This is a genomic window from Paenibacillus sp. ACRSA, assembly GCF_022346845.1.
Taxonomy (GTDB): domain Bacteria; phylum Bacillota; class Bacilli; order Paenibacillales; family Paenibacillaceae; genus Paenibacillus.
Genome location: NZ_JAKRNP010000002.1, coordinates 57991 through 74150 on the forward strand (window position 1 = coordinate 57991; position 16160 = coordinate 74150).

A 16160-nucleotide genomic window follows, 5' to 3' on the forward strand; every position below is an offset into this window, starting at 1 on the left:
CCTGAACTGTCTGAAGCGCCTAATGACGACCTTTCCCCATCGTTCTTGAAGCTACAGCTTGTTAACATTATGGATATAAGAAATACAAAAACTAATTTAGCCCCATATTTAAACGACCTCATTCTCTCACCTCAGTCTATATGACGGAAGTTCCATTGCCAAAGTTACAAGAAATGAGAACAATGTTATCTAGAAACATGTCATCTATCCGCTTACTTATTAAAGACTTCGGTAATGACTCATAAGATTCTCCATCTGTTGTACCATGATCTTTTTGAGCGAGTTGGGTTTCACAGCAATGATGGAACTGCCAAACCTCATGAAATAATTCGTAATAAAGCTCTCTTCCCCAGGGTTATAGTATCCTCTAACTATCGTCTTCGCCCCATGCTCTATGCTCATGGATGGATAATTTTCTTTATAAAACATATCTTTAGCCTGTTCTGTGATCTCGACCTCATACTCGATGCTATTCGCAGACTGATATGCGTCTAATGAACGGAGAAGTAAATCATCAATGGAGTATGGTGTCTCACTATTCTCTTCTTGGAGTGAAGTAATTCGATCACAGCGAAAAACCTTCGTTTGCTGAGTCTTTATGTCGATGCCACTAGCATACCATTGCCCAAATTTTGCTGATATTTTGAAAAATTGAACATGATAGCCCGTTACCTGCTGACCTTTCACATATTGAATCATACAAGTGCTCTTGTGAAGAATACTCTTCAGAATTCGATCTAAATATTGACTTACATGGTGATGCTTGCTCACTTCGAATTGCAGGACTTTTTTCATCAAGTGGATCTGCTGTAGTTGCTTCTGAGATAGACAGGCTTCGAACTTCTCGTTCAGCTGCTTCACACTTAGGTGAAAGGGTGTGGATTGATATGACTTAAGCGTGAGCATGGCAAAGTAAAGTGCATATATTTCATCCATTGTGAATAGGATTGGCGCTAACAACTGGTGCTGCAGTATTCCGTATCGTCCATACCTGCCATGCTCTGCATAGATTGGCACACCTAACTGCTCTAACGATTCAATATCACGAAGGGCTGTACTCTTGGAAATATCATATTTCTCCATCAGATCATACAAATTAAAAAACTCACGATCATTTAAGAATCTAAGCATGTCATTAAGTCGTTCTGATTTTTTCATCATTATCTCCCTATAAAGGTTTCATGTTTTGACACCTTTATCTAGCATAGTGAGGTCAAGGAGATATTTCAAATCGATCTGATCATATCTACCTGAGTTTACTGATATATAAGGAGATGCATACGATGAGTGCAACATTAGAGGTAGCTATTTTTCTATCCATGAACGGGAATGCACAGGAGGCCATTCACTTCTACAAAACACATTTTGGCGCAGAAGAACGATTCCGGGTAACGTATCAAGACATGGCCGAACGCGATCACACGATACAACTTACGGATGACAACAGAAATTATATTTCTCATTCCGTCTTAATGATAGGTAGTACCAAAATCATGATTGCGGAAGATCCCATGAATATCAATGAGACATATCACGTAGGAAATAACACTTCATTATGTATTCAAAGTGCTGATTTAGAAGAAATCGAGCAATTCTATCATAGCCTTGTATCCGATCAGCGGGTGCAAATCATTGCCCCGTTATCCAGTAATGTATTTAGCCAGGCATATGGCGTTGTGGAAGATCCCTTCGGAATTCAGATTCAACTGATGTATGATCAACGATTGAAATCCTTTTAAACAAGTGACCTAGGAAACAAAATAGAATTAATTAAATCAGAAATTCATTCATTATCCCCTCTATCTTCCATATCTTGTGTTATACTGGTAGACTCGTAGAGTTGGCTAAGTTGATCCATTGAATAAAAGATACAAGATAACAAAGAAAGGTAGTACTCGTTCGGCTTGAAGAGATCCGAATGGGCTATTGGGTATCGTTGATGAAGAAAAAATTAACTACTCTCGGACTATGCATCATTGCGGTTACTACAACCAAAGTGTTGTATCACTTGTTCCGAGGTACACTTGACAACGTAAACTGGATTGAATTTTTAGTTTATATTTTGACGATAGTGGCTATCTTCGCAGTAATGAGTTTATTAGATCTAATCGATCGTAGAAGAAATCTCTAGATTAGACGAACCTCAATTAGACTTCAAAAATAGTAATAGTTATTAACTAAAATGCTAACAGCTGTGATTCATAGCTAATAAGAGAAAAATCGCCCATGCGGCGATTTTTTTTCGTCCTATAGACATGCAACTTAACTAGATTTACATTCCTCTATACTCACCGGTTCAACCCCTTCAAACAAAAACGAGGCACCACTTAAGTACTCTCTAATATAAGCTTGAGCGTAGGGTTGCTCACCAATTAAGTTCACGATTTCAGATTCATTGGGCGCATGATGGCAGTAATTCGAGATTAGATTCATGATGAAGAAACACTCCACATCTTGTAAATCGCCCTTTTTCAACGGTCTCACGTGCTCATAACCTTCAATAAATGAAATTCGCTGGGGTACATGAAGTCCTAGTAATGTGCTCGCAACATCATAAAGATAATGCCCATATCCACATCTGCCAAAATCAATCGGCTGAGGTTGATCATTGTGAATGATCATATTCCCGATATGTAAGTCACCGTGAATCATACCATAATTCGCTCTACTTCGAGGCATTCTAACGAGGGTAGAGACGACCTGCTCCGCCGCATCTTGGTATCTCCTCCACGCCTCACTTGTAAGAAAACGAGGATAGTATGGCTCTAACGTGAAGAATTCCTCCTGAAACCGATCTGCACCCCAGCTCGGGCGGGTAAATTCAGCTGATGGCTTAAATTGAGCGAGTGCATGATGAAGTTTCCCCGTCATTACACCCATCTGATAAGCCACGTTCTCCGTAATGTGCTGATTTAGATGCTCACCTTCAACCCACCGCATTAATGTAACATAAGGATGCTGATAACCTTCCTCGGTTTGAATCTGTTCAATACATGAAGCATCAGAGATTTTGACCCCTTCAGGGACATGTAAATCCTGTAGTTGATTGAGTGCTTGAAGCAACTCAAGTTCCGAAACTATTTCTTCTCTACTCCAACGATTAGGATGTATACGAAGCAGAAACTTCTCTTCCGCTGAAGTCACAATCTTATACGTGATCGCATCAGACCATTGGATAAATTGAATCTGTTCCCACACCAGCCCATACCGCTGTATTGCAGTTAAAGCGACATTTCTTGCTCGAACGAGAACGGAGTTCCTCGGTTCTCCTATGTCATAACTGAAAAAATCCTTCACTGTATTCCTCCTACAAAATTGATTAGATAACCTGATTTATGTATTGGATTATACGGATCATACGATCACAAAACTATATAACAGTTCATTCCAAGCTGTTCTTTACCTACAAGTGCGTGTTCAAAAAGGACGGTTTTCAGTACCGAGAAGATGGGGTGAAGATCGAAATGGAGTAGCGGAGCGTAGGCAAAACTACGTCAGCAACTACATGTTTCCTACAGAAACAAGCTTCGTAAGCATCATACTTAGTTCGGCTGAATTCCATATTCGAAGTTGATGATGCCTCTAGGCATCTATCGTAATCAAAAGCGGACTTTTTGAACAACCTCTACAAACTAAAAAAATGCTACAACTCCCACACAAGCAAGCTTGTATAGGAGCCATAACATGTACCAATCTGTCCTCTATTGGCTGAACGATATGCAATTCATTTGTATATGAAAATAAATCTAATGATCCACAGTGGTTGCCACTGGTAGTGTAACAATGAAACTCGTTCCTTGATCAGGTACACTTTCAACTCGAATGTCACCTTGATGAAGCGATACAATCTGTTTGGTGATCGCGAGTCCCATACCACTACCTTCATATTTACGACTATGGGAGCGATCTGCTTTGAAGAAGCGTTCGAATATACGTTTTTGGTCTTCAAGAGAAATGCCAATTCCCGCATCGGATATCCTCACAGTCACTTGATCGCTATCTTGTTGCATATGAACATGGATTGCACCGCCATCACTAGAGAATTTGATGCCATTACCAATGATATTAGTCCATACTTGATCTAATTGATCATGATCAGCCATGACTTGGACAGGCTCTAATTCGAGTTCAAAATGAATATTACGAGCTGACCACTGAGGTTGAAGCGCCACAATTACCCTGCGAATCTGCTCATCAAGACTAAACGTACGAAGTCGCAAATGCTGTGATTGTGATTCAAGCATACTCAGCTTAAGCAAACTATCACTCATTTTGGACATGCGCTTCGCTTCCGAAATAATAATATTCAGGTACCGCGTGCGTTCGTGCTCTTCGAGGCTTACATTCTTAAGTGCTTGTGCGTAGCCAGAAATTGAAGTGAGCGGGGATTGAACCTCATGTGAGACGTTGGCAACAAACTCCCTCCGCATCTGTTCTAACTGCTGGAGGTCATGCGTCATTTCTTCAAAACTACGCGCCAGTGTACCGAGTTCACCACTTTGCTTAATGTTCAACTTGAGATTGAAATCTCCTGCTGCAATCCGTTTTGTTGCTTTTGTCAGCTTATTAATCGGTCTGACTATAAACACCGAAGCAATCAGGATCAACAAACTGCCCGTGATTAAAGATGTCATTGCGAAAATTAATCCCCACGAAATGACAAAAGCAGCCGAAGGCGGTGCAAGTGTTTCAAAGAACAATGCCTTGGTTCCCATATCCGTTTTCACTGGCAATCCGATGAGAGCCGTAGCAATTCCATTTCGTGTATCTTGCACAGCGCCTCCATTTAACACAGTCTGTAGTTGCTCCGACGTTATCTTAGCCGATTTATGTCGGTCAGAATGTCCATATGACGTAAACTCGCCTGTGGCTTCATATATCCGTATATAATAGGATTCAAGCTGCTTCATTTGACTAACGAATAAGTCAGCTTCTGATGACGGAAGCCTCTCATAGATCTGCACGACATCTTGACCAAAGTTACGCAAATTAATATTTGCATTCTCATTGAGTTGCTCCTGGAAGATCCATATTGATACAAAAAAAGAGATAACTGTGCCTGCAATGACTGAGATGAGAAAGGTAAGAACTACACGTATATATAAAGAACGAATCATTCGTTGACCTCAAGGCGGTATCCTAGCCCACGCACCGTTTCAATACGAAAATCAGTTGTCGTCGCGAATCGTTCACGCAAGCGTTTAATATGTACATCTATCGTTCGATCATCTCCGACATAATCAATACCCCAGATCTGATCAATTAACTGCTCTCGTGTGTAGACTTGCCCGGGTGTTCCCGCGAGCTTATATAACAATTCGAATTCCTTGAGTGGCAATGTTAGTGATTCTGTACCTCGTGTCACTTTATACGTCTGCCGGTCTAATACGACATTGCCAAACTGAATCATCTGTGTTGAGCCAATCTTATAACGTTTCAGTAATGCTCTCACACGTACAGTGAGCTCCAGGGGGTCAAATGGTTTGGTCAGATAATCATCTGTACCAAGTTCAAATCCCTTCACCTTCTCCCATGTCTCTCCTCTGGCGGTTAGCATTAATAACGGAAGATCTGGATTGGCTCTTCGAAGCTCCTTGCACAGTGTCCAGCCATCCATGATCGGCATCATAATATCAAGCACGACAAGATCTACTTGTGCTGAGCCGTACACCTTGAGGGCTTCCTGACCATCTTCTGCTTCAAGTGTTGTGAAACCATCATTCCGTAAAAATAAACAGACAAGTTCGCGGATATTCGCATCATCATCCGCAACCAATATTGTAGGCATCGTTCTCTATCCCCTTATGTAACATCTTATAATTCAATTAAATATGATTATACTATACCTAACATTATTGCCCTCGACAAACCTCGACATTTACAAACACACTCTTCTACCCCATTCGAATTCACATATGTACAGTAAAAAGCCGCCATTTGGCGGCTTCCTATCTTCTGAGTGTTTCTCATCATGCCTATCTGTTCACCTAGTACATACTAATTGCTACAGTTATCCAATTAAATGCGCTAGTTTCGGAAATACACGCAGAGCATTGTTGTAGAATACATCCTCCCAATGAGCTTCAGGAATCAGATGCTTAACAAATTGTATATACGGCTCTATTTGAACCAGCGGCCAATCAGTACCAAACACTAGCCGGTCATATTTCTCGGCGAATACAATGGCGCGCCGGAAATGATCTGTATAGGTCTGCTCCGTTAACAGGCGTTCAACCTTCGTTGCATCCCCCACAATCCACCCGGATAGATCGGTGTAGAGATTAGGGTTTTTCTCCAGTAATGCCGCTGTGTCCATTACCCAGGGATCACCCAAATGACATAACATAAACGTCAGATCACGATGCTTCAGAAATGTCTCTTCCATGGAGAGCGGGTGTGAATACTTCAAGAGACCTCGATCTGAATACGTCAGCCCTCCGTGAATGACAATCGGCATGTGGTACATTGAAGCCAGCTTGTATATCGGATCATATATCTCATCTCCAACATTAAAGTGATAATAGCCTGCATATAGCTTGATACCGACCACATGCTCTGAGCGCAGCGATTGTTCTATTGCTTCAAGCTGACCCTCCAAATGCAGAGTTAACGGATTAATACCTATACAAGTATAGAGATTGTCAGGAAGCTCTTCACTGAGATCAAGCATCATTGGGTTGAGCGCATTCGCATCGGGAAAGGCGTCTGGAATAGTCTCGGTAACGCCCATGCCAACCCCAGCAATAACACCAGTCTTATTGAATTCATGCAGCAGCCCTTTTTCACTATAATCAATAGCCGCTAAAGTCTCAGCAGTCTCTTTGAAAGCTGCAATATTAGAATAATGAACATGTGCATCTATTATCTTCATGGTATTATCCTTTCTCCTCTCATAGGATCAAAACGAACATGTCGTAAGTCCTGATATGCTTCCTCAGGAGCCCTTTGATCTGAAATGATATAGAACTGTGGTTTACTAAAGTGCTGCTCGCCATCACGTAGCTCAAGTTCTTCCACAACAACTGACGAAGCAATATGGTTATTAACCCGCAAGTAAACTCCGTCCATTTCAGGGTGTGCCACAAAGGTAAGACGTTCTTTTCGTTCTGGAGAGCCATATTGAATTATTCCGCTTGTAACATCTATCCCGTATTGCACCCTTCCAGCCTTGTAGGTAATAGGTTCACCAGCATCATTTTTCACATATATTCTCATATCGGTAAGTTCATTGCTTGCCCGGTAGAAGGACTGTGTCGCATGAATGAACGGTTGCTGCGGCACACCCGTATTCTGCTCTATACGAGTGGTCGTTGCAAGCACTGGTACCCCTGGCAGTGTTACATAATAGTAATGAATCACTAATCCTCTTAATTTGGCATTCTCTTGAATCGTGATACTCATTCTAATGCCTGACCAGACATTGCCTAGGTTGTCCTCAAGCTCGATGAAACTTGCCTCACGTGCTTCTCCAAGGAGGCTTGTAGCCGATAACCCTTGTATTTCGCTAGAGATGCCACCGAGCCAAGGATTCCACCATGATTTTGGCCCAGGTTCAGGATAAGACGTATCAAGCCATTCCACTCCATGATATTTCAGGGAAAATAAAGCTGGTGCAAAGGTATTACTCGCTTGAAATTGGAGGATTCCATTGCTTACCGTAAGAACGTCACCATGCTCTGTCTGATGCAACTGATGATTGATCCGTTGTTTCGAACCGGGAAAGATTAACCGAGAACGAGCTATCTCATACGTTTCCATATTCAAGTGCAGTGACATCAGATCCGCTTCTTGCCCATACTGCCAACTCATAGGTGTTACGATGCGATTCAACGCTTGATCTATAGATACACGCTGCTTCTGTATTAACGCACTGCCTTTTTCAGTGGAGAGTGTAATCTCACCTTCGAGAAATGCATTTTTTTGCTCCGTAATCTCGACCTCGAGCTTGCCATGTAAAAAGGGATTCCCTTGATTCACCTTTGTCTGAAGTTGAGGGATAGACGCTAACTCTTCCGTAGCTTCATGACTCTGTGCAAAAGCGCGGAAATCACGCCAATTTTTCCATGTACCTAGCGCAATATGAAGGGGTTTCGTCTCTATGCGTCCTCCGGCTGGGAGATCATGAAGTTCATGTTCAACTCCGAAGGATCTGCCATCCACAATAAGCTTCAAGTCTTTTGGCCAAGTAATGCCCCGCGTAGATTCTCCAACATCGGTGAAAATCCAATTTTCGGTCACGTTGTCCAGTTGCCAGTAATCCGCGTTTGAGGCGTCTGGTCCTTGTCTTACATCGACGTATTGATCCTCATAGGGAATAACACTAATCCCAAATCCAAAATGAAATCCTTCTTTCAGAAATAAAGGTTCGTCACGAGCGGTCTTGGACTTGTTCTCTACGATATGATGACGACTTATCGTTCCATTGCTATATAATTGGATGACCTGAACAAGTGTTACCGCACTGGATGCAAGATCATACTCAGCTTCAAGTACCATCCCCTGCTCTTGGCGGTATGTTACACGTGTTGCACGCGTCTTCTTGAACTCAGTTACATAAGGAAGACCCAATTGAGGGAAATTCAAATGGAATGTGCTTTCTTTCCCCTCATAGATCGATATATTATTGTTTATTTTGTTAAGATGAACCGAATATCTCCCATTTGCAATGACCCAATTCTGCTCTGTTTCCCCTCCAAAGGCTGATTGAATTCCAGGGAAAACAAGACTGGACTCCTGTGAAAGGATTAAGGAACGTTCCTCACCTAATACTTGGTATACGTCGAAGTGATGATGCCAGATGCCATAGCTTAACAATTCAGCAGCAACGGACACGGTTCGCCGACTCTTCGCTGGAACCTGAATTTGAACATCGGGTTGGCTAAATGATAGGACATCATCACTTGGTAATTGAAATGCAAATACAGTATCCTCGTCGTACTCGTTTTCTATCGTGAAGTCCAGTTCGATTGTATCACCGATATACAATGATTGTTCCGGAGCATATGCCTTAACCTTTACAGGAAATTTCGGTTCAATCCCTAGCTTGAAGGTAGCTGCTCGTCCATTGATGAGCACTTGAGCTTCAACCACAGGGTGTGTCTGAAAAGCATCCTGTTCTTCTTGAATCGGATAAATCAGAAAGCTACCCTCAATTCGTTCTTCTACATCTATAGAACGTACTTCTTGTAGATTAAAATGAATATCTGTGTTGCTTATGCCCTTCACTTCAATAGTGAGGGGCTTGCCGCTCTTATTTACAGCCTCATACAGAATGTGGTATGTCGCACCAAACGGAAGTTTGTGTTCATGTGGAATCGTAGCTTGGATGAGATAATCATCCGTTTCAATAAGTCTTAAACCACGGCCTGTGCGCTCGTACTCCATTTTCAGGTTAATATCTGCCTTACGCCATTCATATGTAAAATAATCAAAACCACGCTCTTGTCGTCCATCTGGCTCAACGAGAATTTCGCGTACACTATCCGCATACCAATCGAGTTGCTCGAAGTATGATCTCACCGCATCTGTTTGTAATACCGAAGGGATGAGGTTCATCAGATGTGTGGTATCGTCTCTTTTCTCCCAGAAAAACCCACTCTTCTTATACGTAGGGACTGCTTTGATATTGCCCGGCCATGTATACAGATCAAGCCTTGGGTATCCGAGCTTCAACGTCTGTTCAATGGCACGTAACACAAGTCTTTTACCAATTTTGTATCCATGATAATCCGGTCTAACATTTAATAGTGGAATATACAACGCACCTTGATCCTCTTTATAATGAGAGAAGCTGCAATACCCAACGACCTCCTCACCAACAAGTGCCAAAAACACATGAAGATGCGTGCTATGGTGATGTTCTTGAAGGATAGCTTGTTCCGTTTGAAGGGAGTTATCTCCACCCCAACTCTCTGAACTAGCATTCCACATATCCGCGATAGAACGGGCATATCGTGGCTCATATTCTACGATGGATATCGTCAAATCTTGCATTTTGCTCATCAGTATCCCCTCCATGATCCACATGTCTGAAAAATTAGAATTATTTTCTATATCTTCTGTTGTATTCTATCATTTATGGTTTTCGTGTTCAATTTGCAAGATTCGCATAATGTCTTGAAGAGTTGTCTTGTATGAAAAAAGAGGCTGGCTTAAGCCACCCTCATGTTAATGACTATTATCTGTTCGTCGTATTCATATGCGGTAAACGTGTGGCTTGCACGATATAGGATGCCAAGCTAGGCATCATCTGCACAAGTTTAGGATAGTACACGTTAACTTTAGCAAAGGCCAGTTTTTGAATGGTTCTAGTCCGTTTAAGCAGTTGAGTGAATTCCTGATTCGCTGCCAAAATATACTCACTTGCCCACGCTTTATCATCCAGCTCACCTCGGAGATAACGGTCTGTGTACTGCGCACACAACAATGAAGAACGAAGTGCGATGGACATGCCATCTCCACTTAGAGGCGGAATCATCATCATTGCATCACCGATATGCGGATATTGTGACCATGGCTCTGGTATGTTAGAAAGGTTCAGCGGTGCTATGGATACTTGCGTACCGGGAACAGCCTCTCCTTCAGCGAGCCGCTCTGCTAATCTGTTGTTGGTTAGCGATGCTGCATGTAATATATCAGGCACCGATGTCCCGCTTCCCTGTACCGTTTCCAGTGTCAACAATGCCGCCACATTGGTTTTCCCATTTTCAATCGGAGAGATGCCAACATATCCACCTTCGCAGAAGTACAACTCCACTCTAGGTGGGATCGTGATGCCAGTAAAATGAGATTTTATTCCTACATAAACCGTTTCATCTCGTAGATCCTCATCAGAAGGAATGACTCCCCTTGGCTTCTTGGTTCCATGTGCTCCAATGACAGCTTTGGCGCGATATTGAACAAGCTCTCCTGCTTGCTTGAACTGCACTTCGTAAAAGCCATCTTGCAGCTCATGAATTTTCGTCACGGTTGATTTGGTTAATATCGTCGCTCCTGCTTCCAATGCAGCTTGATGCAAAATGCGATCCAGCTCATAACGACTAATTCCGTAGGCGTTGCCTGGTAAAGGAGCTTCGATCTCGCCTCCGTCAGGCATAATAATCTGCGCATGATCCATCGTTGTTGGCTGAAGCTTCTGTTCTAGCAAATGGATATCCAGGTATTCCAGCATCTCTTTGGTCTCAGGAGACATGAACTCACCACATGTTTTGTGACGGGGAAATTCTTGACTATCCATCAAAATCACTTCATGTCCTTGCTTCGCAAGCTGCAGTGCGCACGTACTGCCTGCAATCCCTGCTCCAATGATGATGACGTCAACTTGTTTGGACACGATTACACCTGCCCTTCCTACTTAGAGTTCTACTTCCTCTAATCCAAAGACAGACATCTAGAGGATGTTGTCAATATAGCTTCCGATTAGAACATGATAAGAGAACACTTCTCAGTTCAGTTTAATAACAACTAGCCTTATCATTTTTTTCCTAGGATAACGTCTTAACCGCATCATTCGGAATAACAACAGAATAACGAAACAGAGGTTTCCAAGTGTAACTCATCGTATGATGGTTGAGCTTCTGCTTCAGATCCTGCCAATCCTTGCCTGTGAAGCCTTTAGCAACGGATAGTGGACCATCGTGACGAATATAGCGATTGCGTGAGATTAAGCGTGTTGTAATCCACACAGCCGTATAGGACACCGGATGGCGATGTATATCATTAATAACAACACCATTTCTGGAGATACGCAGCATCTGGGAGACAATATCAATCAATTGTTGGCCGTCGAAATGATGCACGAATTGAGATCCGGTTACGATGTCAGCAGAACCATCAGGTAGATCCATGACATCTGCACGTTGCACACTGACTCTCGGTTCATTTTGAAACAGTCGTCTTGCCTCCACACATGCCTCTTCAGTCATGTCGATCAGTGTAATTTTCATTTTAACGCCTTTTTTATCCGACCAGCGGAGTAAATTCTCATTTACATCCCCTGAACCGGCGCCAACATCCATAATGTGCAACTGATCAGGGCATCCGATCTCTTTCCATAGTTTCTCGACACCAGATAAGGTGGGACCAGGAGCAGCGAATATTTTGTTCAGTCGCCTCAAGTGTTTGAGTGCTTCCCTTAAATCGTCACCACCCATAGAGAAATCATCCATAAGTTCATCCTCGCGTGCTCTGATGGACAATGTTCTAAAGAAGGGCATGATCCTTTTCCTCCTTAACGGCTGGAGAGAACGCAGGTACATAGGTGAACTTCATAAGCTCGGCGGTTAGACCTGGTCCAAATGCCATCGCAACCCCATCGGTAGAAGGTTTCTGCCCGGCTGCCATCTCTGCACGCATTGCTTTTAGCACAAACAGAATTGTGTTGGAAGACAGATTGCCGACCGTTCTAAGAATATCCCGGCTATACTTCGTTTGTTCATCTTCCAGATTCATCACATTCTGCACAGCGTCCACGATACCTCTTCCTCCGGGGTGAATAGCCCAGAGCTCAGGTAAATCTTCGCTCTGAAGTAACTGTCTAAGTTCTTCCTCCAGATGAACGCCTAGTAGTTTAGGGATGCGAGGGGACAAATACAGATCATATCCGTGGTTGCCTACCTCCCAAGTCATATCCTCTGTGGAGTCTGGCAGAAGAACAGAATATCCCGTTCCCAGATCAAGATAGTGCGTCTCCTCGGACTGTGGTTCACCTACGATACAGGCTGAAGCCCCATCGCCGAATAACGATGCCGAGAACAACGACTCTCTCTCTTTCACCGGCTGAAAATGTAATGTACACAATTCCACACAGACGATTAACACTTGTGATCCGGGTGCGCCTTGCACAATATCCCGAGCCATTTGAATTGCCTTCAAACCAGCTGCACATCCATGAAAAATAAGAGGCATCCGATTAACACGAGGCGATAATCCTAGTTGTGGAATCAGCAAAACGTCCAGACCCGGTGAATACTGTCCTGTACAACTGACCGTGATCAGATGTGTGATTTCATCTGGAGACATATTCGCATCCTGCAATGCTTTCTGGGCAGCCTCAATGCCTAACGGAAGAGCTTCCTGTTTATATGTATTCATTCGTTCTTTGGTTGTGGGAATATGAGATTCATCGGTGGAGGGAAGATAACGACAATGTTCAAGTGTGCCCAAGTAGCTGGGTTCAACAGTGTAACGCGTGTCTACCCCGCAAGATTTAAATACCCGTTTCGCAAAACGAGCAAGATCTGGTCGATCATGAAGAGAAGAAGCAATAAGCTCTGCTATATCAGTCTGTGATACAGAATGAACGGGCAATGCCGTTCCCATTCCCAGGATAGCTGCACTGGATAAGTTCATGGAATGATTCATGAGGAACCCCCTTCTATTGGAAGAAATACATCCTTTTATCAGTACCTATTACCCATTCCCAAGGTGCTGTAATCTTGAACCTATACCAGCTACTTTATTCCTTTTCCTCATATTCCATTCCGTTTTAATAGATAATCATCTGGAGTTATATGAATTACGTCATATATCGGCTCGTATGGAATTGGAACTCTATGCAATTTTTGCTATACTACGGTAAACTAGATTTCTAGATTTTGTTAATGTATGTAGTTACGATTAATGTGAGAGTTGGAGGTAATAATCAATCATGCTTTATAAGAAAATAATGAAAACGACCGCGGCAACCGTGCTTGCCTTCTCGTTACTTGGCACTCTTCCGAATCTATCAAACATCTCTGCTGCACCAGCAATCACCGTCAAACTAGATAATATCGCTCTGAAGTTTGATGCAGCACCCCGTATAGAAAAAGGCGTCACCTACGTTCCGTTCCGGACAGTCGGGGAATCGCTAGGTATTGGTATCGAGTGGAATAGTAAGACACAGACGGTCAAAGCCGTTGGCAAGGTAAAAGGACAGACAACCGAGGTATTGCTTCAGGTAGGTAGTTCCACGGCAACGGTTAATGGCAAAAAAGTTAAACTCGCTGCTGCACCCGTCCAAAGAGAAGGTCGTGTACTCATCCCGTTAAGCTCATTCAGCAGTCAATTCGGAGTTGGTGTAAAATGGGATCAATCCACACGAACCGTATCTCTTGTTTCTCCGCAGCGCGAGATGCATTTAAGAGCGTTCTATGCCGTGAGAGCTTTCCATGAAATAGATCTAGTGTCATCCATGAACTCCGTTGTGTTTGGCTGGAGTCGAATTGATCGTGAAGGACAATTCACCCTTCAGGGGGATGAGTACAACTTCCCTGCTGCGGCCGGTGACATTACACCACAATCCATTGTTGCAGATGCGGCAGATCAGGATATTAAACCTTATCTCATGGTTTATGCTCTAGATGGTAACGGTGAGTTAACGAAGGTATTAAGTGACAGTAGTTTGCGCAAGAAGTCGATTGAAGGGATTAGTACGGCGGTTGCGGAGAATGGATTCGGCGGAGTTGTCCTCGACTTTGAAGGATTGGGCTTCAAATTAGATCCTGTACAGCAGCAGAAGTTGCTGAATAATTATGTTAAAGAATTGAAGGCGTCCCTCGGAGCAGACATCTCCCTATCATTAGCGGTGCCTCCATTAAATAGTGCATATAAGGGTTATGATTACAAAACACTCGCTGCCACAGCCGATGATCTGATCATCATGGCTTATCAGTTCAATCCTGTGGGTACCACTGCCCAGGTACCTGAACCTAACAGCCTTGTGCAGCAAGCGATTGAGTTAGCACTTCAAGCAGGTATCTCGAAGGAAAAACTGTTGCTAGGTATCAGCTTAAATAGTGAAACCCCATCTTCTGTTGATGATAAGCTCGGACTCGCAAAACGTTATGATCTGAAAGGCGCAGCGTTCTGGCGTCTAGGTTTGTTCCGTCTCTATAACGATCAGATGGAAGATGCTGTGGGTGCTTCTGTTGTTAAAGAATAAGATCCTTGCGTAATATTAGATAAATAGTAATATTGAACATTGGTGAGCATCTCTTTTTTACGAGGGATGCTCTCTTTGTGTAGTATTACCTTCGTGAGTTCGTGGATATCATAGAAGCATCTATCGACCTTAGACGCTCCTACCGATGTCTCTATCAGCTTCAATTTGAAGTTGTGTCGTTGTAGGTCCCATGTATTTCTGTGCAGTTGCTAGAATCGATCTATCGTTACCAAGTACTTCTAATGCCGTAATTGATAAAAGATTTATCAAATGAGCATCTCCACAAGTAGATACTTCTTCAAAATAGTCAAAAATACGTTCAATCAGATCAATGTTATTTTCCTCTTTTAACAGTTTCAAAATCTTGGGCATGAAGATGTCCTCAATAATTATAGTTTCAAGTACCTCACCGTATGTAGCAATTGATTCTCTATATGCAGCATCTGATGATGGTAAGAAATCTATCATTTTTCTAAAGAATTCTTCTGATTTCACATTCATAGTTACCAATTCCTTTACTAAAATAGTAGGATGACCCTTTGGCATTTGCTGGGCGTTTATACGAGGGTAAAAGGACATTTATCTCCTGGGGTTTGGCATTTTTTGTCGCTTTGTTCATTTCTTGCAGGATTAAATTCCTGTTATTTCGCTGTCCTTACGATGTGTTCATGCAGTTCATGTATCTGTATGCTTTCGTAATTCAGAATCATATATCGTTAATATTAAATGGCTCGTTTTGTGAACGGCTTAACCAATTTCGAACTGGAAAAGATCCTACATTAGTAACATCAATAAAACCTGACCTAACTAAAAATGCGCGCCCTTCTCGAATAATCTTAATATTGGTTCATAAATATCTAAATATTTTTGAACATCTTTAATTTCATCTGATATTACTGACAATTTTAAATATGATTTAATCAGATAATTTGCATACATGTTATTATTCACATATTCAAGCATTTCTCTAGAATAAAACTTCTCTGTATCCATGTTGTTATGAAAACCCAATTCATTGGCAATATCAATGACGAAAGGATTTTGAGGCATAATGTTATGGGATACAGAAAAAATAGCCATCCTTCTCAAATACTCTGCCATTAGTTTCGAATCTTCTCGTGTACCTGCTGTACCAAGAGTTGTCCAATTTACTTTATTCAATCTTTCTATTGCAATTTTACTATACATAATTCTTAACCACCCTACTTATTTTTATGTTAATAGGCATCTGAGTTTT

13 protein-coding genes are annotated in these 16160 nt (G+C 42.3%); 2 read left to right on the forward strand and 11 right to left on the reverse strand.

The features are described 5' to 3' along the window. Nucleotides 1-219: 219 nt before the first annotated feature. Complete coding sequence (locus MH215_RS05215) at nt 220-1161, reverse strand: helix-turn-helix transcriptional regulator (RefSeq protein ID WP_239288832.1); 942 nt, start codon at nt 1159-1161, stop codon at nt 220-222. 122 nt (nt 1162-1283) lie between these two features. Here MH215_RS05215 and MH215_RS05220 point away from each other — a divergent pair, with 122 nt between their 5' ends. After that, entirely contained in the window at nt 1284-1739 is a 456-nt protein-coding gene (locus MH215_RS05220) for a VOC family protein (RefSeq protein WP_239288834.1), read from the forward strand. A gap of 523 nt (nt 1740-2262) precedes the next feature. On the opposite strand, the gene MH215_RS05225 is transcribed toward MH215_RS05220, so the two are convergent. The 8 genes from MH215_RS05225 to MH215_RS05260 all read right to left on the reverse strand — a co-directional run bounded on the left by MH215_RS05225 (nt 2263) and on the right by MH215_RS05260 (nt 13362). Then, complete coding sequence (locus tag MH215_RS05225) at nt 2263-3297, reverse strand: phosphotransferase enzyme family protein (protein ID WP_239288839.1); 1035 nt, start codon at nt 3295-3297, stop codon at nt 2263-2265. Nucleotides 3298-3746: 449 nt separating this feature from the next. Further along, nucleotides 3747-5117: a sensor histidine kinase gene (locus MH215_RS05230; RefSeq protein ID WP_239288841.1), complete on the reverse strand. Its 1371-nt coding sequence runs from the start codon at nt 5115-5117 to the stop codon at nt 3747-3749. Continuing rightward, nucleotides 5114-5788, reverse strand: a complete 675-nt coding sequence (locus MH215_RS05235) for a response regulator transcription factor (RefSeq protein ID WP_239288843.1) — start codon at nt 5786-5788, stop codon at nt 5114-5116. Before MH215_RS05235 ends, MH215_RS05230 begins: the two co-directional genes overlap by 4 nt. Nucleotides 5789-6010: 222 nt before the next feature. Next, nucleotides 6011-6871: an amidohydrolase family protein gene (locus MH215_RS05240; protein ID WP_239288845.1), complete on the reverse strand. Its 861-nt coding sequence runs from the start codon at nt 6869-6871 to the stop codon at nt 6011-6013. Continuing rightward, complete coding sequence (locus tag MH215_RS05245) at nt 6868-10002, reverse strand: GNAT family N-acetyltransferase (RefSeq protein WP_239288847.1); 3135 nt, start codon at nt 10000-10002, stop codon at nt 6868-6870. The genes MH215_RS05240 and MH215_RS05245 overlap by 4 nt, the downstream gene beginning before the upstream one ends. A gap of 175 nt (nt 10003-10177) precedes the next feature. After that, a complete protein-coding gene (locus MH215_RS05250; protein WP_239288849.1) occupies nt 10178-11332 on the reverse strand; it encodes an NAD(P)/FAD-dependent oxidoreductase in 1155 nt (384 codons plus the stop codon). Nucleotides 11333-11483: 151 nt separating this feature from the next. Then, the gene (locus MH215_RS05255) at nt 11484-12215 is read right to left on the reverse strand and encodes an SAM-dependent methyltransferase (protein WP_239288851.1); all 732 of its coding nucleotides are present in this window, start codon (nt 12213-12215) and stop codon (nt 11484-11486) included. Further along, complete coding sequence (locus tag MH215_RS05260; protein WP_239288853.1) at nt 12202-13362, reverse strand: type III polyketide synthase; 1161 nt, start codon at nt 13360-13362, stop codon at nt 12202-12204. Before MH215_RS05260 ends, MH215_RS05255 begins: the two co-directional genes overlap by 14 nt. Nucleotides 13363-13648: 286 nt before the next feature. On the opposite strand from MH215_RS05260, the gene MH215_RS05265 reads away from it, so the two are divergent. After that, nucleotides 13649-14923, forward strand: a complete 1275-nt coding sequence (locus MH215_RS05265; RefSeq protein ID WP_239288858.1) for a stalk domain-containing protein — start codon at nt 13649-13651, stop codon at nt 14921-14923. 129 nt (nt 14924-15052) lie between these two features. Here MH215_RS05265 and MH215_RS05270 read toward each other — a convergent pair whose 3' ends face one another. Both MH215_RS05270 and MH215_RS05275 read right to left on the reverse strand, forming a co-directional pair. Continuing rightward, nucleotides 15053-15424: a DUF7674 family protein gene (locus tag MH215_RS05270; protein ID WP_239288859.1), complete on the reverse strand. Its 372-nt coding sequence runs from the start codon at nt 15422-15424 to the stop codon at nt 15053-15055. Nucleotides 15425-15730: 306 nt separating this feature from the next. Next, the gene (locus MH215_RS05275; protein ID WP_239288861.1) at nt 15731-16111 is read right to left on the reverse strand and encodes a hypothetical protein; all 381 of its coding nucleotides are present in this window, start codon (nt 16109-16111) and stop codon (nt 15731-15733) included. Between the last annotated feature and the right edge of the window lie 49 nt (nt 16112-16160).

What these genes read in the sequence shown, in the direction of transcription:
- MH215_RS05215 (WP_239288832.1), bottom strand. Translation starts at nt 1,161, where the DNA reads ATGATGAAAAAATCAGAACGACTTAATGACATGCTTAGATTCTTAAAT.
- MH215_RS05220 (WP_239288834.1), top strand. Translation starts at nt 1,284, where the DNA reads ATGAGTGCAACATTAGAGGTAGCTATTTTTCTATCCATGAACGGGAAT.
- MH215_RS05230 (WP_239288841.1), bottom strand. Translation starts at nt 5,117, where the DNA reads ATGATTCGTTCTTTATATATACGTGTAGTTCTTACCTTTCTCATCTCA.
- MH215_RS05235 (WP_239288843.1), bottom strand. Translation starts at nt 5,788, where the DNA reads ATGCCTACAATATTGGTTGCGGATGATGATGCGAATATCCGCGAACTT.
- MH215_RS05240 (WP_239288845.1), bottom strand. Translation starts at nt 6,871, where the DNA reads ATGAAGATAATAGATGCACATGTTCATTATTCTAATATTGCAGCTTTC.
- MH215_RS05245 (WP_239288847.1), bottom strand. Translation starts at nt 10,002, where the DNA reads ATGAGCAAAATGCAAGATTTGACGATATCCATCGTAGAATATGAGCCA.
- MH215_RS05255 (WP_239288851.1), bottom strand. Translation starts at nt 12,215, where the DNA reads ATGCCCTTCTTTAGAACATTGTCCATCAGAGCACGCGAGGATGAACTT.
- MH215_RS05260 (WP_239288853.1), bottom strand. Translation starts at nt 13,362, where the DNA reads ATGAATCATTCCATGAACTTATCCAGTGCAGCTATCCTGGGAATGGGA.
- MH215_RS05265 (WP_239288858.1), top strand. Translation starts at nt 13,649, where the DNA reads ATGCTTTATAAGAAAATAATGAAAACGACCGCGGCAACCGTGCTTGCC.
- MH215_RS05270 (WP_239288859.1), bottom strand. Translation starts at nt 15,424, where the DNA reads ATGAATGTGAAATCAGAAGAATTCTTTAGAAAAATGATAGATTTCTTA.
- MH215_RS05275 (WP_239288861.1), bottom strand. Translation starts at nt 16,111, where the DNA reads ATGTATAGTAAAATTGCAATAGAAAGATTGAATAAAGTAAATTGGACA.